Source organism: Thioclava sp. PTB-PU3-1, from assembly GCF_055666785.1.
In genome coordinates this window covers 332,338-350,619 of the sequence record NZ_JBVNVL010000003.1, presented here as the reverse complement: position 1 = coordinate 350,619, position 18,282 = coordinate 332,338, and the positions used below count along the sequence as shown (strand labels likewise).

General features: G+C 65.6%; 15 protein-coding genes. 8 read left to right on the top strand and 7 right to left on the bottom strand.

Features of this window, described 5'->3' with window-relative positions; genetic code table 11:
• Window position 1: 1 nt before the first annotated feature.
• Genes ACZ7GB_RS11440 through ACZ7GB_RS11430 form a run of 3 tightly spaced genes read right to left on the bottom strand, consistent with a single transcriptional unit; the run spans window position 2 to window position 3,919 of the window.
• Entirely contained in the window at window positions 2-1,189 is a 1,188-nt protein-coding gene (locus ACZ7GB_RS11440; RefSeq protein WP_472158759.1) for an ABC transporter substrate-binding protein, read from the bottom strand.
• A gap of 13 nt (window positions 1,190-1,202) precedes the next feature.
• Window positions 1,203-1,808, bottom strand: a complete 606-nt coding sequence (locus ACZ7GB_RS11435; protein WP_078541666.1) for a CDP-alcohol phosphatidyltransferase family protein — start codon at window positions 1,806-1,808, stop codon at window positions 1,203-1,205.
• Window positions 1,805-3,919, bottom strand: coding sequence for an FAD-dependent oxidoreductase (locus ACZ7GB_RS11430; protein ID WP_472158757.1), 2,115 nt, complete (start codon window positions 3,917-3,919; stop codon window positions 1,805-1,807). Before ACZ7GB_RS11430 ends, ACZ7GB_RS11435 begins: the two co-directional genes overlap by 4 nt.
• A gap of 134 nt (window positions 3,920-4,053) precedes the next feature.
• Here ACZ7GB_RS11430 and ACZ7GB_RS11425 point away from each other — a divergent pair, with 134 nt between their 5' ends.
• Entirely contained in the window at window positions 4,054-4,875 is an 822-nt protein-coding gene (locus ACZ7GB_RS11425; RefSeq protein ID WP_472158756.1) for a glucosamine kinase nucleotide-binding domain-containing protein, read from the top strand.
• Window positions 4,863-6,005, top strand: a complete 1,143-nt coding sequence (nagA, locus tag ACZ7GB_RS11420) for an N-acetylglucosamine-6-phosphate deacetylase (RefSeq protein ID WP_472158755.1) — start codon at window positions 4,863-4,865, stop codon at window positions 6,003-6,005. Before ACZ7GB_RS11425 ends, nagA begins: the two co-directional genes overlap by 13 nt.
• On the opposite strand, the gene serB is transcribed toward nagA, so the two are convergent.
• Window positions 5,981-6,853: a phosphoserine phosphatase SerB gene (gene serB, locus ACZ7GB_RS11415; protein WP_078550872.1), complete on the bottom strand. Its 873-nt coding sequence runs from the start codon at window positions 6,851-6,853 to the stop codon at window positions 5,981-5,983. The genes nagA and serB overlap by 25 nt on opposite strands.
• Before the next feature lie 159 nt (window positions 6,854-7,012).
• Here serB and ACZ7GB_RS11410 point away from each other — a divergent pair, with 159 nt between their 5' ends.
• The 3 genes from ACZ7GB_RS11410 to ACZ7GB_RS11400 all read left to right on the top strand — a co-directional run bounded on the left by ACZ7GB_RS11410 (window position 7,013) and on the right by ACZ7GB_RS11400 (window position 10,626).
• Window positions 7,013-8,158 carry a phosphoserine transaminase gene (locus ACZ7GB_RS11410; RefSeq protein WP_472158754.1) on the top strand — a complete coding sequence of 382 codons (1,146 nt, stop codon included), beginning with the start codon at window positions 7,013-7,015 and terminating at the stop codon, window positions 8,156-8,158.
• Between the two features lie 69 nt (window positions 8,159-8,227).
• Window positions 8,228-9,823: a phosphoglycerate dehydrogenase gene (gene serA / locus ACZ7GB_RS11405; protein WP_078522305.1), complete on the top strand. Its 1,596-nt coding sequence runs from the start codon at window positions 8,228-8,230 to the stop codon at window positions 9,821-9,823.
• Between the two features lie 68 nt (window positions 9,824-9,891).
• Window positions 9,892-10,626 (top strand): metallophosphoesterase family protein, encoded by a 735-nt coding sequence (locus ACZ7GB_RS11400; RefSeq protein ID WP_472158752.1) that lies wholly within the window; start codon window positions 9,892-9,894, stop codon window positions 10,624-10,626.
• A gap of 3 nt (window positions 10,627-10,629) precedes the next feature.
• Here ACZ7GB_RS11400 and ACZ7GB_RS11395 read toward each other — a convergent pair whose 3' ends face one another.
• Window positions 10,630-11,502 carry an MBL fold metallo-hydrolase gene (locus ACZ7GB_RS11395; protein WP_078550876.1) on the bottom strand — a complete coding sequence of 291 codons (873 nt, stop codon included), beginning with the start codon at window positions 11,500-11,502 and terminating at the stop codon, window positions 10,630-10,632.
• 163 nt (window positions 11,503-11,665) lie between these two features.
• Here ACZ7GB_RS11395 and ACZ7GB_RS11390 point away from each other — a divergent pair, with 163 nt between their 5' ends.
• Window positions 11,666-12,841 (top strand): acetyl-CoA C-acyltransferase family protein, encoded by a 1,176-nt coding sequence (locus ACZ7GB_RS11390; protein ID WP_472158751.1) that lies wholly within the window; start codon window positions 11,666-11,668, stop codon window positions 12,839-12,841.
• Window positions 12,842-12,984: 143 nt separating this feature from the next.
• Window positions 12,985-15,198 carry a response regulator gene (locus ACZ7GB_RS11385; RefSeq protein WP_472158749.1) on the top strand — a complete coding sequence of 738 codons (2,214 nt, stop codon included), beginning with the start codon at window positions 12,985-12,987 and terminating at the stop codon, window positions 15,196-15,198.
• On the opposite strand, the gene recQ is transcribed toward ACZ7GB_RS11385, so the two are convergent.
• Window positions 15,195-17,258: a DNA helicase RecQ gene (gene recQ, locus ACZ7GB_RS11380; RefSeq protein ID WP_472158748.1), complete on the bottom strand. Its 2,064-nt coding sequence runs from the start codon at window positions 17,256-17,258 to the stop codon at window positions 15,195-15,197. The genes ACZ7GB_RS11385 and recQ overlap by 4 nt on opposite strands.
• The gene (locus tag ACZ7GB_RS11375; RefSeq protein ID WP_075775346.1) at window positions 17,258-17,557 is read right to left on the bottom strand and encodes a YggT family protein; all 300 of its coding nucleotides are present in this window, start codon (window positions 17,555-17,557) and stop codon (window positions 17,258-17,260) included. The genes recQ and ACZ7GB_RS11375 overlap by 1 nt, the downstream gene beginning before the upstream one ends.
• Window positions 17,558-17,684: 127 nt before the next feature.
• Here ACZ7GB_RS11375 and ACZ7GB_RS11370 point away from each other — a divergent pair, with 127 nt between their 5' ends.
• Window positions 17,685-18,218: an acyl-CoA thioesterase gene (locus ACZ7GB_RS11370; RefSeq protein ID WP_472158746.1), complete on the top strand. Its 534-nt coding sequence runs from the start codon at window positions 17,685-17,687 to the stop codon at window positions 18,216-18,218.
• Window positions 18,219-18,282: the final 64 nt, after the last annotated feature.

Genomic DNA, 18,282 nt, shown 5'->3' with positions numbered 1-18,282 from the left:
CTCACTTCGTGTAGCGCTGCGCCCAGTCCTCGGTGAGCTTGGTCATCCAGCTCGGATGCGGCTCGGGGAGCGTCGGGCCCAACTCCTCCAGCGTCGGCAGCGCGGGCGCGGTGGGCAGATCGGCGAAGGCCTGTTTCGCATCGGCATCCAGCTTTGCCGGATCGAGCACCGAAAAACTGCCCAGCACGCGGATATCCTGCATATGCGCCTGCGTGGCCGGATCGAGCAGGAAATTCGCGACCAGTTCCGCCCCCGCCTGATGCGCGGCATTATAGGGAATCGCGACGTAGGAGATATTCCCGATCGTGCCGCCTTCAGGCACCCAGACGCGGACCGAAGGCGGCAGAACGCCCTGCTCGATCATCGCAGCCGGCGCGGCGGGATCGAAGAACATCGCGAAATCGACCTCGCCATCGGCCAGCAGTTGCGCCTGCGCGCTCTCATTCTCGGGGAAGGATTTGCCTTCACGCCACATCAGCGGGCGCAGCGCATCATACCACGCCCAGAGCGGCGCGGTTTCCTTGGCATAAGCCTCATCCGTCACGGGCTGCGACAGCGCCGCCGGGTCGGGCGCCAGCTCGACCAAAGCCTGCTTGAGGAAGCTCGCCCCCATGAAATTCGACGGGTTGGGGTGGGTGAAGCGGCCCGGATGCGCCTTTGCCCAGTCCAGAAGCCCCGCCATATCCTTCGGCGGATCGCTCACCCGCTCCGCATCATAGGCGAAGGCGAATTTCGCAAGCCGCCACGGGCTCTCGTACCCTTCCGTCGGGACGGTGAAATCGGTCGTCGCCGCCGAGCCTTCGGACAGGTCGAGATATTTCGCATTGGGCAGATCGGAAACGAACGGCCCGTGCAGCAACCCCGCATCTTTCATCGCCAGAAAGTTCGGCCCGTTGATCCAGATGAGGTCCACCGCCCCACCCTCATCCTGACCCGCCGCCTTCTCGGCCTGCACGCGCGAGACCGCCTCGGCGGTGTCGGACAGCTTCACCTGCTCGACCGTGACGCCGTATTTCTCCTGCATCTGATCCGAGACCCAATCGATAAACGCGTTGGTGCGCGGATCGCCACCCCAGGCATTGAAATAGACCGTCTGGCCCTTCGCCTCGGCCTTCGTCTGCGCCCAGTCGGCGAAGGCGGGGGATGCGAGCGGCAGCGCGACGGCGAGGGCGACAAACAGGGATTTCATACTTTCTCCAATTTCAGGAAAACGCCCGCCAGCCCATAAGCCAGCGGGTCACGGTGGTCACGAAACAGGCGACGGCGAAGAGGCCCGCGAGGATCGGGAAGGCCTGCGGAAACAGGCAGATCGCCGAGAAGAACAGGATCGTCTCGGCCCCCTCAGTGAGCCCGCCGAGGTAGTAGATGCCTTTGGTCGGATAGGCATCGGTGCTCATCCCGCGCTTGGCGGCGATGGAGGCGAAGGCGAGGAAGCTCGACCCGGTGCCGACGAAGGCCGCGATCAGGATGGTCGCCGCCAGCGCGTTGCGCGCAGGATCGGCCAGCGCGAAGCCCACCGGGATCAGCGCGTAGAACAGAAAATCGAGCGCGATATCGAGGAACGCCCCGCGATCGGTCGGCCCCTTGATCCGCGCGATGGCCCCGTCGAGCCCGTCCGCGATCCGGTTGATAAGGATCAGCGCCAGCGCCAGCCAATAGGCATGGAACGCCAGCGCCGGGATCGCCAGAAGGCCCAGCGCGAAACCCGCCACCGTCACCTGATCGGCGCGGATACCGCGCGCGGCCAGCGCCTCGGCGGGGGGCTGCATCATTGCACGTTGCAGCGGCAGGAGAGCAGCGTCGATCATCCGCGCCTCCATGCCATGAAGCGCTCGGCGATTCGCAGCGTGCGCGGGTTCACATGGGCCTGCCGCCAGCGCCCGGCGGCGTTCTTCGCGGCCTCGGACCAACTCGGGTAGATATGCGGCGTCGAGAGGATCTTGCCCAAGCCCAGCCCGTGCCGCATCGCCAGCGCGAACTCCGCCAGCACCTCCGCCGCATGCGCCCCGCAGACCGTCGCGCCAAGGATCTTGTCGGAGCCCTTCACGGTGACGATCCGCACGAAGCCGTTCCCCGCCCCTTCGGCAAGTGCGCGGTCGAGATCGCCAAGCGGATAGGTCGTGACCTCGTGATGCACGCCCTCGGACTCGGCTTCCGCAGCCGTCATCCCCACCCGTGCCAGTTCGGGCGAGGTGAAGACCGCATGCGGGATCGGCGCGGAATGAGCCTTGAATCGCCAGAAGGGGGAGGCCAGCGAATTCGCCGCCGCGATCCAGCCCTGATGACCTGCGGCATTGGTCAGCTGCAACGGCCCTGCCGCATCGCCTGCGGCGTAGATATTGGGCATGAGGGTTTCGAGGTAGTCGTTCGTCTCGATCACCTTGTTCTCTGGAATGCCCAGTTCCTCCAGCCCGAACCCTTCGAGCCGCGCCTTTCGCCCGACCGCGACCAGAAGCGTGTCGAATTCGATCTTCGAGCCGTCCTCCAGTTCCAGCCACTTGCTATCATCCTGCCCGAAACGGATCGCCTTCGCCCCAAGCTTCAGGTCGACCCCATCGGCGCTCAACGCGGCCGCGATGGCGTCCGAGGCCTCCGTATCTTCACGGATCAACAGCCGCTCCGCCGCCTCGACCACGGTGACGCCCGCGCCAAGCCGTGCCAACGCCTGCGCGATCTCGCAGCCAATCGGGCCACCGCCGAGGATCACCATTCTCTCGGGCGGCGCAGGCATCGCGGCGAGCGTCTCCCAAAGCGTGTCCGAGGTCAGCGGCTCGACCGATCCGATCCCCTCGATCGGCGGGATCACCGGGGCCGCGCCGGTCGCGAGAACCACCCCGCGCGTCGTCAGGTGCTCATCGCCGACACGCACGGTCCACGGGTCTTCCAGCCGCGCATGACCTTCGATCACCTCGACGCCCAAGCCCTCATAGCGCTCCACGGAATCATTCGGCGCGATCTGCGCGATCACCTCGGAGATCCGCTGCGTAACGACCGGCCAATCGACCGAGACATCCGCGCGCACGCCAAGCGCCTCGGAGCCGCGCGCCACGCCCGCGGCCCGAGCCGAGGCGATCAGCGCCTTCGACGGCACGCAGCCGAAATTCAGGCAATCGCCGCCCATCGGGCCTTCCTGCACCAGCGTCACCTTCGCCTTCGCCTGCGCCGCGACATAAGAGGCCACCAGCCCCGCCGCGCCTGCGCCGATCACGATCAGGTTGCGGTCGAACTTGGCCGGGCGTTCATAGCCGCGATAGGCCCGCTTGCGTGCCCAGACCCGCAGCGCCGCGCGCGCGACCCAGGGAAACACCGCCAGCGCCGCGAAGGCACCGAGCAGCCCCGGCGAGACGATCCCCGACAGGCTGTTCAGATCGCCCAGTTGCGCGCCCGCCGCGACATAGACGGCGGTACCCGGCAGCATGCCGAGCTGCGAGACGGCATAGAATTTCCACGCCTTCATCCGGGTCAGCCCGAAGGCGAGGTTGATGACAAAGAACGGCACGACCGGGATCAGGCGCAGCGAGAACAGGTAGAACTCGCCGTCGCGCGCCGCCCCTTTCTCGATCTTCGCGAGCCGCGGGCCAAGCCGCCCGCGCACCCAGTCGCGCATCAGGTAGCGCGCGACCAGAAAGGCCAGCAGCGCCCCGATGGAAGACGCGAAAGAGATCAGCACCAGCCCCTGCCAGAACCCCAAAAGCGCGGCACCCAGCAGCGTCAGCCAGACCGCGAAGGGCAGCGACAGCGCCGTCACCACGACGTAAGTGACGAAGAACCCGATGGGCAACGCCAGCGGATGCGCCTCGCGCCACGCGGCGAGACTGTCGCGCAGGGCGCGCAGCCGCTCGGGGTCGGGATCGGCCACCAGAAAGGCCGCGATCACCGCCAAAGCGATCAGGCCAAGGAATATCAGAGGTTTGCGCATGGTCCTCCCGTGGGTCACGCCCCAGTGATAGAGGCGATGCGATCTTTCCCCAAGTCGTTTCGCGCGCGGATTTCGTTACGCGCTTTCTCTCGGGGCCGCTATTTGGCACTGTTACGCACAAAACGGAGGCGGGGATGCATTTCATTGCAGTCGATGGCGGAGGCAGCGGGTGCCGGGCGGTATTTGCCGACGGTTCTGGCCGCGTCATCGGGCGTGGCGAGTCAGGCCCTGCGAATATCGCCTCGGACTATGACGAGGCGCGCCATCACATCTTCACCGCCATCGAAACCGCGATGGGCACTATCGACGCGCGCGAGATTCGCGCGGTGCTGGGGCTGGCGGGGGCGAACCATGCGCCCGCCGCAGAGGCCTTGGCCGCCGAACTGCCTTTCCCGGCCCGCGTCGTGCAGGACGTGACGACCTCGGTGCGCGGTGCTCTGGGGCCCGAGGACGGGATCGTCGCGGCCATCGGCACCGGCTCGTTCTTCGCGCGGCAGGTGGACGGGCAGCAGCACGCCATCGGCGGCTGGGGCTTGCGGCTGGGCGATGAGGGCTCGGGCGCGTGGATCGGCCGGGCGCTTGGGATGCGGGCGGGGCGTGCGCTCGACGGGTTCTGCCCGGTGACGCCGCTCCTGCGCGAACTGCTCGAAGAGATGGATGGGCGAAACGGGTTGATCGCTTTCAGCCTCGACGCGACCCCCGCCGATTGGGCGCGCTTCGCGCCGCGTATCCTGCAATCGACCGACCCCGCCGCCGTGGCCGTGCGCGATGCGGCGCAGGCCGAGATCCGCGCGGCGATTGCGCTGTTACAGCCCGAGGAGCCGCTTCCGGTGACGTGGCTCGGCGGGCTTGGGCAAGGTCTTGCGCTGAGTGACTGGCCGCAGCGGGCCGCGAAAGGAAACGCGCTCGACGGCGCCTTGGCATTGGCGATGGAGGATGCGTTTTGGACAAGCTGATCCTGACGGGCGCGCGCGTTTTCGACGGCACCGCCTTCCATGAAAACCATGCGATTGTGCTGAAACAGGGTCGAATTTCGGCGCTGTGTCCGATCGCGGAGATGCCCGAGGGCGAGGTTGTCGAGTTTCCGGGCGGCACGCTCGCGCCCGGCCTCGTCGATCTGCAGGTGAATGGCGGGGGCGGCGTGATGCTCGGCGGGCACGCGACGCTCGAGACGATCTCCACCATCTGCGCCGCGCATGCCCATCTCGGCGCGACCACGATCCTTCCGACGCTGATCACCGATACCCGCGCCGCGACCCAGACGGTGCTGGCGGCAGGCATCGCCGCCGTGACGCGCGTTCCGGGATTCGGCGGGCTGCATCTGGAAGGCCCGCATCTCGACCCCAAGCGTCCGGGATGCCATCCGCCCGGTTGCATCCGCCCGCTGGACGAGGAAGACATCGAGACGCTGCTCGAGGCGAAGACCGGGCTGCCTACGCTGATCGTGACGCTCTCGCCCGCCAATGCGACGCCCGAGCAGATCGCGCGGCTGTCCGAGGCCGGGATCGTCGTCAGCCTCGGCCATTCCGAGTGCAGCTTTGCGGAGGCTCAGGAGGCCATCGCGGCGGGCACGCGGATGGTCACGCATCTTTTCAACGCGATGAGCCAGCTGGGCAGTCGCGAGCCGGGCCTCGTCGGCGCGGCGCTGTCGCAGCCGGTCTCCGTCGGGTTGATCGCGGATGGAATCCATGTGCATCCCGAGACGATCCGGCTGGCTCTGGCGGCGAAACGGCAGGGCGAGGTCTTCCTCGTCTCCGACGCGATGGCCTGCGCCGGGTCCGATCTGATGGAGTTCGATCTCGCCGGCCGCCGCATCCTGCGCCGTGACGGGGCGCTGCGGCTGGAGGATGGCACGCTTGCCGGGGCCGATCTGTCGCTGCCGCAGGCGGTGCGTTTCATGATCGAGACCGTCGGCGTATCACCGGAACAGGCGCTCGCGATGGCAAGCCGCATCCCGGCAGAGGCAATCGGCGCGCCGGTGGGTCGGATCGCGCCGGGCTTCGCCGGGGATCTGGTGCATTTCGATGACGACTGGCGCCTGACCGAAGTCTGGCAGGGTGGTCAGGCGAAATCCTCGACCGCGTAGCCCTGAATGTAGAGCAGCGCGCTTAGATCGCCGAAGTTGATCCGGATGTCGCATTCCGCGGCGACCGAGGGCTTGGCATGCAGCGCGACGCCCGCACCGGCGAGCTTCAGCATCCCCAGATCATTCGCGCCGTCGCCCACCGCCATAACCTGCGCGTGATCTAGTTTCAGCTTTTCCGAAATTTCCAGCAAAGCCTGAACCTTGGCCTCGCGCCCGAGGATCGGCTGCGAGGGCACGCCCGTCAGTTTGCCGTCCTCGACCAGCAGCAGGTTCGCGCGGTTCTCATCGAACCCAAGCGTCTTTGCGACATAGCCGGTGAACGCCGTAAATCCGCCCGAGACCAGCGCGCAATAGGCGCCGTTGGCCTTCATCGTCGCAACCAGATCGTGCCCGCCCGGCATGAAGCTGATGCGCTTCTCGATCACCTCGGAAATCACGCTCTCGGGCAGACCTTTCAGCAGGCCCACCCGCTCGGTCAGCGCGCCTTCGAAGTCCAGCTCGCCATTCATCGCCCGCGCGGTGATCTCTTTCACCCGCTCGCCCACGCCCGCCACATCGGCCAGCTCGTCGATGCATTCCTGCTGGATCATCGTCGAGTCCATATCGGCCAGCAGCATCTGCTTGCGACGTCCCTCGGTGGGCTGCACGACCAGATCGACGCCCAGCCCCTGCAGGCCCTCCCAGGCCTCCCAACGATTCGACGGCACGCGGTCCACCATGAACTCGGCCGCGACATTCGGATTGAGCCAACGCGCCGCGCCACCGCCCCATGCACCGCAAAGCGCATCCAGCGTGCCTTGATCCAGATTGGCCTCTTTTGGGTCAGCGATCAGCGTGGCGGTAAACATGCGCGCTCCTTGGGGAATGTCGGTTCAAATGTCGTATCCGTGACCTGATGCGGCGCATTAGACCAAAAATTCTCCTTGCACCAGAGCGGGCGCGAGCGTATCTGCGGCGGCGGGACACCCTTCCCCAACGAAGGGCATATATCTGGAAGGATACCAGCAATGGCTATTCAAGCTCCGGCTACGCGGCCGGCAAACCCGCGTTTTTCTTCGGGCCCCTGCACGAAGATCCCCGGTTTCTCCCTCGACATGCTCAATGACGCGCCGCTGGGCCGTTCGCACCGTGCCGCTATCGGCAAGGCGAAGCTGAAAGAGGCGATCGACACCACCCGCGAAATTCTGGGCGTGCCCGCCGATTACCGCATCGGGATCGTCCCCGCCTCCGACACCGGCGCCGTCGAAATGGCGATGTGGTCGCTGTTGGGCGAGCGCAAGGCGACGATGGTCGCTTGGGAAAGCTTTGGCGCGGGCTGGGTGACCGACGTGGTCAAGCAGCTCAAGATCGAGGCCGAGACAAAGACCGCCGACTATGGCGATATCGTCGATTTCTCCACCATCGACTTCAACACCGACGTGGTTTTCACGTGGAACGGCACCACCTCGGGCGTGCGCGTTCCCAATGGCGATGCGATCCCGGCGGACCGTGAAGGCCTGACCATCTGCGACGCCACCTCGGCCGCTTTCGCGATGGACCTGCCGTGGGACAAGCTCGATGTCACCACCTTCTCCTGGCAGAAAGTGCTGGGCGGCGAAGGCGGTCACGGCGTGCTGATCCTGTCGCCCCGCGCTGTCGAGCGTCTGGAAAACTACACCCCCGCCTGGCCGCTGCCGAAAATCTTCCGCATGACCAAGGGCGGCAAGCTGAACGAAGGCATCTTCAAGGGCGAGACGATCAACACCCCCTCGATGCTCTGCGTCGAAGATTACCTCGTGTCGCTGAACTGGGCGAAATCGGTGGGCGGGCTGAAAGGCCTGATCGACCGCGCCGATGCCAACGCGAAAGTCGTCTGGGATTTCTGCGCCGCGAAGCCGTGGATCGCGAACCTCGCCAATGATCCGGCGACCGCATCGACCACCTCGGTCTGCGTGAAGTTCACCGACGATCGCATCAAGGACGGCGCAGCCTTCGCCAAAGCCGTCGCGAAGCGGCTTGAGGCCGAAGGCGTGGGCCTCGATCTCGGCGCCTATCGCGACGCCCCGGCGGGCCTGCGCATCTGGTGCGGCTCCACCGTCGAGACGGCGGATGTCGAGGCGCTGATGCCTTGGGTCGAATACGCCTTCGAGGCCGAGATCGCCGCGCACGCGTGATCCGTAACAGATTGGCGGGCCTCCGGGCCCGTCCTTTCCCGATATTCTGAAAATTCAAGGAGCCCAGACATGGCCCCCAAGGTTCTCGTCTCCGACAAGCTCTCGGAAACCGCCGTCCAGATCTTCCGCGACCGTGGCATCGAGGTCGATTTCGAACCCTCGCTCGGCAAGGACAAGGAAAAGCTCGCCGAGGTGATCGGCAAGTATGACGGTCTCGCCATCCGCTCGGCCACCAAGGTCACGGCGAAACTGCTCGAAAGCGCGACCAACCTGAAAGTCGTCGGCCGCGCCGGTATCGGCACCGACAATGTCGACAAGGAAGCCTCGAGCAAGAAAGGCGTGATCGTGATGAACACGCCCTTCGGCAACATGATCACCACCGCCGAGCACGCCATCGCGATGATGTTCGCGGTCGCGCGCCAGATCCCCGAAGCCGATGCCTCGACGCAGGCCGGCAAATGGGAGAAGTCGAAATTCATGGGGGTCGAACTGACCGCCAAGACCCTCGGCGTGATCGGTGCGGGCAATATCGGTGGCATCGTCTGCGACCGCGCGCGCGGCCTGAAGATGAAGGTCGTGGCCTATGACCCCTTCCTGAGCGAAGAGAAGGCGGCCAACATGGGCGTCGAGAAGGTCGAGCTGGACGAGCTGCTGCGCCGCGCCGATTTCATCACGCTGCACGTGCCGCTGACGGATTCGACCCGCAACATCCTCTCGAAAGAGAACCTGCAGAAAACCAAGCCCGGTGTGCGTATCATTAACTGTGCGCGTGGCGGTCTGGTAGACGAGCAGGCGCTGGCCGATCTCATCAAGTCGGGCCATGTCGCGGGCGCGGCCTTCGACGTCTTCGCCGAGGAACCGGCGACGGATAACGTCCTCTTCGGCCTGCCGAACGTGGTCTGCACGCCGCACCTCGGCGCCTCGACCACCGAAGCGCAGGAAAACGTCGCCCTGCAAGTCGCAGAGCAGATGTCGAACTACCTGCTGGACGGTGCGGTCGAGAATGCGCTCAACATGCCCTCGATGACCGCCGAAGAGGCGAAAGTCATGGGCCCGTGGGTGAAACTCGCCCAGCACCTCGGCGGCTTCATCGGTCAGATGACCGAGGATGCGATCAAGGCGATCAACATCACCTTCGACGGTGTGGCGTCCGAGATGAACCTCAAGGCGCTCGACGCCGCCGTGGTTTCGGGCATCCTGAAAGCCAGCCAGCCGGACGTGAACATGGTCTCCGCCCCGGTCATCGCGAAAGAGCGCGGCATCCAGATCTCGACCACCTCTCAGGACCAGACCGGTATCTTCGAGGGCTACATCAAGGTCACCGTCGTCTCGGAAAGCAAGGAACGCTCGATCGCGGGCACCGTGTTCTCGGATGGCAAGCCGCGCTTCATCCAGATCAAGGGCATCAACATCGACGCCGAAGTGGGCGAGCACATGCTCTACACCACCAATGACGACGTGCCCGGCATCATCGGCAAACTCGGCACGATCCTCGGCGAGAAGGGCGTGAACCTCGCGAACTTCACTCTGGGTCGTTCGAAGCAGGGCGGCGAAGCGATCGCGATCGCCTATGTCGACGAGGCCGTCGGCCAGGACGTGGTCGACGCGCTGAAAACCTCGGGTGGCTTCAAGCAGGTCAAACCGCTGGAATTCGTCCTCGGCTGATCTAGCTGAACGGTTGAATCCGGGCCCTCCGCCGCGCGCGGGGGGCCTTTTCATTGGAAGGGACAGGCATGCGCACCTATGCGATCGGCGACATTCACGGACATCTCGACAAGCTCAAGCACGCGCATGAGCTGATCGCAGCGGATCGCGCGGCCTGCGGCGAAACAGAGGCCCCGATCGTGCATGTCGGCGATCTGGTCGATCGCGGGCCGGATTCTGCCGGAGTGATCGACTACCTGATGAAAGGTCAGCAAAACGGCGAGAACTGGATCGTGCTGCGCGGCAATCACGACCGGATGTTCCTCGGTTTCCTCGACGATCCCTATACCGAAGATCCGATCCTGAGCGCGGAGGTCTCCTATCTCAATCCGCGCGTCGGCGGCGAGGCGACGCTGGAAAGCTACGGCATCTCCGACGCGTTCACCCGCCCCCTCGACGAGGTCGCGAAGGAACTTTCCGCCATCCCGCAGGCCCATCGCGACTGGCTCGCGGGACAGCCCGCCTATTTCCCCCGCGGCGAGGCGATCTTCGTTCATGCGGGTATTCGCCCCGGCGTGGCTATGGAGGATCAGGTGGAGGATGACCTCCTGTGGATCCGCAAACCCTTCCTGACCGATCCACGCGACCACGGGGCGCTGATCGTGCATGGCCATACAAATATCAAGGCGGCCACCCATTACGGAAACCGCCTCAATCTCGATTCCGGTGCGGGCTATGGCCACCCGCTCTCGACAGCAGTCATCGAAGGCCGCGACGCGTGGCTTCTGACGCCCGAAGGCCGGGCGGAGCTGCCGCGCGGCTGAGCGTTACCGCGGCTCGAAATAGTCGAGCGGGATTTTCAGGTAGGACCGCCCGTCCCCCTCGGCCTCGGGCTTGCGCCCGCCGCGGATATTCACCTGCAACGCAGCCAGCATCAGCTTCGGCAGCGGCAGGGTCGCATCGCGCTCTTCACGCGTCTTGATGTACTCCTCGCGGGTGATGCCGTCCTTGACGTGCTTGTTGCGCTTGCGGTGATCGGCCACGGTCGCGCCAGTCTGCGGCTCCTTGCCCTCGCCGGGATAGTCGTGCCCGATGAACAGCCGCGTCTCGGCGGGCAGATCGAGGATCGCCCGGATCGAATCCCACAGCTCGGCCGCAGAGCCGCCCGGGAAATCCGCCCGGCTCGTGCCGCTTTCGGGCTGCATCAGCGTATCATGCACGAAGGCCGCATCGCCCACGACATAGGTGATCGAGGCCAGCGTGTGCCCGGTCGACAGCATCACCTTCACATCGAGATTGCCGATCCTGAACGTCTCGCCCTCGGCGAACAGGTGATCCCATTGCCGCCCGTCCTGCGGCAGCTCGGGCGTGTTGTAGATCTCGGCCCAGAGGCTTTGCACCTTGCGCACGCGCTCGCCGATGCCGCGCTTCGCGCCCAGTTTCTCGGCCAGCCAGACGGCGGAAGAAAAGTGGTCGGCATGGGGATGCGTATCGAGCACCCACTCCACGTCGATCCCCTCGGCCTTGACGTAATCGAGGATTTTCTCGGCGTTGCCCAGCGTCGTGGCACCCGCCTGATGGTCATAATCCCAGACCGGATCGACCACGGCCCCCTTCATCGTATCGGGGTCGTGAAAGACGTATTGCCAGCTTCCGGTGGGTTTATCCCAGAACCCTTTGACGATCGGGTTGGCAGTCATGTCGGCCTCCTAGTCATATTCGTTTTCTAGAATGTGTCCCCTTGGCCGAGAGTTTCAACCCACCGCCCGGCCAAATGACGTCTCGTCATAACCGCTTGGCCCTGCTGGCGCGGGTTCAGCCCATTCGCTACCCTCGCGCCGACCCAAACATTGGAGGCTACCCATGACCGGTATCGTCATTCTCTCCGGCGCCCGCACGCCTATCGGCACGTTCGGCGGCACGCTGTCCGGCTTCGCGCCGATCGACCTCGCCACCCATGTCTCGAAAGAGGCGATCTCGCGGGCGGGCGTCTCGGCGGACAAGATCGGTCAGGTGGTCTTCGGCCATATCATCAACACCGAACCGCGCGATATGTATCTCAGCCGCGTGGCGGCGGTGAATGCAGGCGTCCCGGTCGGCACGCCCGCGATGAACGTGAACCGCCTTTGCGGCTCCGGCGTGCAGGCGGTCATCTCGGCGGCGCAGATGCTGATGATGGGCGATGCCGATTTCGCCCTGGCCGGCGGCGCTGAGGTGATGAGCAAATCGCCCTATATCCTGCCCGCCGCGCGCTTCGGTCAGAAGATGGGCGACGCGAAGATGCTCGACATGATGACCGGCGCGCTGTCGTGCCCCTTCGGCACCGGCCATATGGGCGTGACCGCCGAGAACGTGGCCGCCGAGTGTTCGATCTCGCGCGAAGAGCAGGACGCCTTCGCGATGGAAAGCCAGGAGCGCGCGGCGAAAGCGATCTCCGAGGGTCACTTCAAGGAAGAGATCGCCCCCGTCGAGATCACCACGCGCAAGGGCACGACCGTCTTCGACACCGACGAGCACCCGAAACAGACGAGCCTCGAGAAGCTCGCCTCGCTCAAGCCGGTCTTCCAGAAGGACGGCTCGGTCACGGCGGGCAACGCCTCGGGCATCAATGACGGTGCGGCGGCGCTGGTTCTGGCCCGCGAAGAGGCCGCGAAAGAGGCGGGTCTGACCCCGCGCGCCAAGATCACCGGCTACGCCATCGCGGGCGTGCGCCCCGAGGTGATGGGCCTTGGCCCGATCCCCGCCGTGCGCGCGCTGCTGGAAAAGACCGGCATGCAGGCCTCCGATTTCGACTGGATCGAGAGCAACGAAGCCTTCGCCTCGCAGGCGCTGGCCGTCTCGCGCGAGCTGGGGCTGGATGCGTCGAAGGTGAACCCCGATGGCGGAGCGATCGCGCTCGGTCACCCGGTCGGCGCGACCGGCGCGATCCTGATCGTGAAGGCGCTGCACGCGCTGGAGCGCACCGGCGGCAAGCACGGCCTCGTCACCATGTGCATCGGTGGCGGCCAAGGCATCGCGCTGTCGATCGAGCGTCTCTGAGACCCGGTCTTTGAGGGTCAAGCGAGCGGGCAATCCATAGCAATTTAGGGATTTTCCCGCCCGCCCCTCATCGCGGTTAACCCGCCTTTCACGCAGCACTGCAACTCTGCCTCCCGGACCATACGGGGGGCTTTGCCGCGTCCATGCACAAGGCGATCGCAGAGAAACTGGCACAGGAACGCCGCGGACGGCTCGCGGCGGAAAAGCTGTTGGAGCAGAAGCGCCAGGAGCTTTTCGCCGCCAACCAGAAGCTGGCCCAGCACGCGCGAATGCTCTCTGATCAGGTGGTGGAGCAGCGCGAGGGCCTCGCCCGTGCGCTCAGCGAACGCGAAACCCTGCTGGGCGAGAACAGCCGCGTGCGCAACGATCTCGAGCGGGCCAATTCGCTCGCCCAGATCGCGCAGGCGCGGCTCTGGCATGCGGTCAATTCGATCTCGGACGGCTTCGCGGTCTTCGACAGCGACCTGCGCCTCGTCGCCGCCAACGAACTGTTTCTGGCCTTCTTCGAAGGGGAAATCGCGATCGGTCCCGGCGTCTCCTATGACGAGGTGACGCGCATCGCGGCAGAAAGCGGCTTCTTCGACCTGCAGGGGCGCGACCCGCTCGATTGGCATTTCGAGATGTGCGAACGCATCCGCCGCACCGAGATCCCCCCGATGGAGCTGCGCACGCAGGATGGCCGCTGGTTCCGGCTCAACGACACATGGGGCGCGCAGGGCGATCTGGTCACCTTCGCGCAGGACATCACCGGCGCCGTCGCGCGCGAGGTCGAACTGCGCGAGGCCCGCGACCGGGCGGAGGCGGCGAACCGCGCGAAATCCGCCTTCCTCGCCAATATGAGCCACGAGATCCGTACGCCGATGAACGGTGTCGTGGGCATGGCAGACCTGCTGGCCGAGACCGATCTGACCGAGGAACAGCGCCTGTTCGCCGAGACCATCCGGTCTTCGGGCGAGGCGCTTCTGACCATCATCAACGACGTGCTGGATTACTCGAAGATCGAGGCGGAGCGGATGCGGCTTTACCCCGAACCCTTCGATCTCGAACGCTGCCTGCACGAGGTAATGGTGCTGTTGCAGCCCTCCGCCAAGGACCGCGAGGTGAAGCTGCTGGTGGATTACGATCTGTTCCTGCCCACCCGGTTCGAGGCCGATCCCGGGCGGATGCGGCAGATCCTGACCAACCTTCTGGGCAATGCGGTGAAATTCACCGATGCCGGTCACGTCCTTGCCCGCGTCGTGGGGGTCGAACGCGAGGCCGGTCATTACGAGCTGCACATCACCGTCGAAGACACCGGCATCGGCATCGCGCCCGAGCTGCTCGATCACGTCTTCGGCGAGTTCAATCAGGTCGAGGCCGAGACCAATCGAAAATTCGAAGGCACAGGCCTCGGCCTCGCGATCACCCGCCAACTGGTGGAGCTGATGGGCGGCGAGGTCTGGGTGGACAGCGCGCTTGGCGAAGGCTCGTGTTTCGGCCTGAAGATCGTACTGCCCCGCGCCGAACCGGTCGAGCCGATCGACGCCCCCTCCCCGCCGATCACGCTGCGCGCGGCGCTGGTGGTCGACGATCTTCTGGTCAATCGCGTCATTCTGGAGCGGCAGTTGCAGACCTACGGGCTGGAGGTGACGCTTTGCCGCTCCGGCGAGGAGGCGTTGCAGGTGATCGAGGATGGCAGCGCCTTCGACGTGATCCTGACCGATCACCAAATGCCCGCGCTCGACGGGGTCGCGCTGGCGCAGAGGCTGCGGGCGGATGGGGGCGACGTGCCGATCCTGCTGCTCAGCTCCGATCCCGAGGCTGCGAAGACCGCGATGGCCGAGGGTATCACCGGCTGCCTGCAAAAACCGGTGCTGCGCTCGGAACTGTTCTGTGCATTGCAGGACCTGTCGCGGGCGGCCGAGGCCACGCCTGATCCGCCGCCCCCCGGCCCGCCACCAGAGCTGACCGAGCGGCGCGCGATGCGCGTTCTCGCCGCCGAGGATAACCGCACCAATCAGCTGGTCTTTTCCAAGATGGTGAAAGATCTCGATATCGATCTGCGCTTCGCCAATAACGGCCACGAGGCGGTCGCGCTGTGGCGCAGCTTCCAACCCGATCTGATCTTCATGGACATCTCGATGCCCGGCATGGACGGGCGCGAGGCGGCGCGCAAAATCCGGGCCGCGGAAGGGGCCGACCACGTGCCGATCTGCGCGCTTACCGCCCATGCGATGGAGGGCGACAGCGAGGGCATCCTTGCCGCCGGGATCGACCACTACCTGACCAAACCACTGAAAAAGCGTGAGATTACTGAACGCATCCTGTCGGACCGCCCCGCAGATGCGCGCCCCCCCGCGATCGACCAACTTGTTTAGCGGTAGTCGGCCAGCACCGCCAGAAACGCCTCGGCAAAGCGGTCGAGCTTCGCCTCGGGCAGGTTCGAAATCCGGGCGAGGTCATCGCGCGAGCGCGGCTTCGTCTCGGCGATCTTGCGGATCGTCGAGGCCGAACAGGAGAGCGGGCGATCATAGCCGTCCGCGCCGCGTTCGAGATTTCGCTGCGCGTCGGCCAGACGGTCGTAAATCTCCCCCTCGGTCGAGCCTGCCAGCTTGCGGCGCAGCGGGTGCATCTCTTCCACCGCGCCCGCGATCACCTCCAGAAACTCGGTGCCGTAGCTTTCCAGCTTCTTCGCACCGACACCGCTGATCCCGGCCATCTCGTCGAGCGTTCCGGGGCGTTTCTCGGCCATCTCGATCAGGGTGCGGTCGGTGAAAACGACATAGGCGGGCACGCCCTGCGCCTCGGCCAGCGCGCGCCGCTTCGCCTTCAGCGCCGAGAGAAGCGGCGCGTCGTCGTCGCTCACCAGCGTCCGCACGACATGCTTGGTCTTCGCCTTCGCCACCAGATCGCGGCGCAGGGTGATCGACTGCTCGCCGCGCAGGATCGGATGGGCGGTCTGGGTCATCACCAGCGCGCCGTGCCGCGCCGCGTCGGGGCGGATCAGGTCATGCCCCATCATCTGCCGGAACACCGCCTGCCATTGCGGGCGGCTCAGATCGCGCCCGACCCCGTAGGTCGGCAGCTTGTCATGGCCCCATTGCTTGATCTTGTCGGTCTGCGAGCCCAGCAGAATCTCGATCAGATGCCCCGCGCCGAACCGCTCTTCCGAGCGCAGCGCAGCCGACAGCGCCTTGCGCACGGCCTCGGTCCCGTCGAACAGCTCGGGCGGCGTATCGCACAGATCGCAATGGCCACAGGGCGCGGCCTCTTCGCCGAAATAACGCAGCAGTTTCACCCGGCGGCATTCGGTCGCCTCGGCCAGACCCAGCAGCGCGTTCAGACGTCCGTGATCGGCCTCCTTGCGCTCGGGCGGGGCGAGCCCTTCGTCGATCTGGCTCCGGCGCAGCTTGATGTCGTCGGGCCCGTAAAGCGTTAGCGTCTCGGCGGCAGCGCCATCGCGACCGGCGCGGCCGATCTCCTGATAGTAAGCCTCGATGCTTTTGGGCAGATCGGCATGGGCGACCCAGCGGATATCGGGCTTGTCGACGCCCATCCCGAAGGCCACCGTCGCCACCACGATCAGCCCGTCTTCCTGCTGAAAACGGGTCTCCACGGCGCGGCGGTCATCGGCCTCCATCCCGCCGTGATAGTGACAGGCCAGATGCCCGGCCTCGCTCAGCGCCTTGGCCAGAGCCTCGGTCTTCGCCCTCGTGCCGCAATAGACGATGCCCGACTGCCCTTTGCGCGCCGAGGCGAAGCGCAGAATCTGTTGGCGCGGCTGATCCTTGGGCGAGAACGCCAGATGAATATTCGGCCGGTCGAAGCCGCGCAGGAAGCTCTCGGGAGGCTGCCCGTCGAACAGGCGCGTGACGATCTCGGTCCGGGTTTCTTCGTCGGCGGTCGCGGTGAAGGCCGCGAGCGGCACGCCAAGGCTGCGGCGCAGCTCACCGATACGCAGGTAGTCGGGGCGGAAATCATGGCCCCACTGGCTGACGCAATGCGCCTCGTCCACCGCGATCAGGCTGACGCCAGCGCGTTTGAGCAGATGCTGCGCCCCGCCCGAGGCCAGACGTTCCGGCGCCATGTAGAGAAGCTTCAGCCGCCCTTCGTCGATCGCGGTGAAGACCTCTTCGGTCTCCTCCTCGGTATTGCCCGAGGTCAGCGCGCCCGCCTCGACACCCGCCTGCCGCAGCGCGCGGACCTGATCGCGCATCAGGGCGATCAGCGGCGAAATCACCACCGTCACGCCCTCGCGCGCCAGCGCAGGCAACTGATAACACAGGGATTTCCCGCCACCCGTCGGCATGATCGCCAGCACGTTCCGGCCGTCGATCACCGCGCGCACGATCTCTTCCTGACCGGGCCGGAAGGCGTCGAACCCCCAGACCCGCGCCAGTAGCTCTGCGGGTGCCTCGGCTGCCGCAGCCGCTGGCATCAGAAGCTGTTGCCGTAGAAGAAGGCCGCGTTGTTGAACAGCGCCTGACGGATGATGATCAGGATGATGAAGGCCACCAGCGGCGCCAGATCGAGCCCGCCCGTGTCGGGCAGGAAGCGCCGGATGCGCCCGTAGATCGGCTCCAGCAGGTTATTCAGACCGAACCAGATTTGCGCCACCAAGGGTTGGCGCAGGTTCAGCACCTGAAAATTGATAAGCCAGCTCATAATGATATGGGCGATCATGACGAACCAGATGACGTTCAGGATCAGCACCAGGGCCTGAAAGAGCGTGACCATCGAAACCTCCGCTTTGGATCGCAAAGACAGGTAAGCGAGGCGCAGCCCCATTGCAACCGCAGGCTGGCGCGCATTTTCCGTAACGTCTCTCTTGACCGCCCCGCTGCGGCGCAGCACCTCTTGGCGCATGTATCCCGTTATCCGCATGGCCAAAGAGATCGTGAAGTTCCGCAACGCCCCGTCGTTGCCGATCACGGGCACCCATGTCAGCCAGCATATCTGCTGGCCGTGGGACATCGACCTGTGGATGGAGCTCAACAACGGGCGCACGCTGACGCTTTTTGATCTGGGGCGGATTCCGCTCGCGATCCGCACCGGGCTCTGGGGCGCGCTCAAGCGCAACAAATGGGGCATCGTGGTCGCCGGTAACACCACGCGGTATCGCCGCCGGGTGCAGGCCTTCCAGAAATTCGAGATGCGCTCGCGTTGCCTCGGCTGGGACGATCGCTGGATCTGGCTCGAACATGCGATGTTCACGAAGGACGGCGAGTGCACTTCGCATGTGCTGATCCGCGGGGCGGTGACCTCCAAGAAAGGTATGATCCCGCCCGCGCAGGTTCTCGCCGAGATGGGGCAGGATGCGACCTCGCCGCCGCTTCCCGAATTCGTGACCGCCTGGGCCGAGGCCGACCACAAGCGCCCCTGGCCGCCGCAGATGTAACACTGCCGCCAGCGCGGCCTGCCTAACCCGTCGAAACCCTTGCCAGATCGTCCCTTTTCGGGCT

Excerpts from the sequence above, each read along its gene's own strand:
- ACZ7GB_RS11400 (WP_472158752.1), top strand. The coding sequence starts at position 9,892 with ATGCGCACCTATGCGATCGGCGACATTCACGGACATCTCGACAAGCTC.
- ACZ7GB_RS11410 (WP_472158754.1), top strand. The coding sequence starts at position 7,013 with ATGGCTATTCAAGCTCCGGCTACGCGGCCGGCAAACCCGCGTTTTTCT.
- ACZ7GB_RS11390 (WP_472158751.1), top strand. The coding sequence starts at position 11,666 with ATGACCGGTATCGTCATTCTCTCCGGCGCCCGCACGCCTATCGGCACG.
- ACZ7GB_RS11370 (WP_472158746.1), top strand. The coding sequence starts at position 17,685 with ATGTATCCCGTTATCCGCATGGCCAAAGAGATCGTGAAGTTCCGCAAC.
- serA (WP_078522305.1), top strand. The coding sequence starts at position 8,228 with ATGGCCCCCAAGGTTCTCGTCTCCGACAAGCTCTCGGAAACCGCCGTC.
- ACZ7GB_RS11440 (WP_472158759.1), bottom strand. The coding sequence starts at position 1,189 with ATGAAATCCCTGTTTGTCGCCCTCGCCGTCGCGCTGCCGCTCGCATCC.
- recQ (WP_472158748.1), bottom strand. The coding sequence starts at position 17,258 with ATGCCAGCGGCTGCGGCAGCCGAGGCACCCGCAGAGCTACTGGCGCGG.
- ACZ7GB_RS11385 (WP_472158749.1), top strand. The coding sequence starts at position 12,985 with ATGCACAAGGCGATCGCAGAGAAACTGGCACAGGAACGCCGCGGACGG.
- serB (WP_078550872.1), bottom strand. The coding sequence starts at position 6,853 with ATGTTTACCGCCACGCTGATCGCTGACCCAAAAGAGGCCAATCTGGAT.
- ACZ7GB_RS11430 (WP_472158757.1), bottom strand. The coding sequence starts at position 3,919 with ATGCGCAAACCTCTGATATTCCTTGGCCTGATCGCTTTGGCGGTGATC.
- ACZ7GB_RS11435 (WP_078541666.1), bottom strand. The coding sequence starts at position 1,808 with ATGATCGACGCTGCTCTCCTGCCGCTGCAACGTGCAATGATGCAGCCC.
- ACZ7GB_RS11425 (WP_472158756.1), top strand. The coding sequence starts at position 4,054 with ATGCATTTCATTGCAGTCGATGGCGGAGGCAGCGGGTGCCGGGCGGTA.
- ACZ7GB_RS11395 (WP_078550876.1), bottom strand. The coding sequence starts at position 11,502 with ATGACTGCCAACCCGATCGTCAAAGGGTTCTGGGATAAACCCACCGGA.
- ACZ7GB_RS11375 (WP_075775346.1), bottom strand. The coding sequence starts at position 17,557 with ATGGTCACGCTCTTTCAGGCCCTGGTGCTGATCCTGAACGTCATCTGG.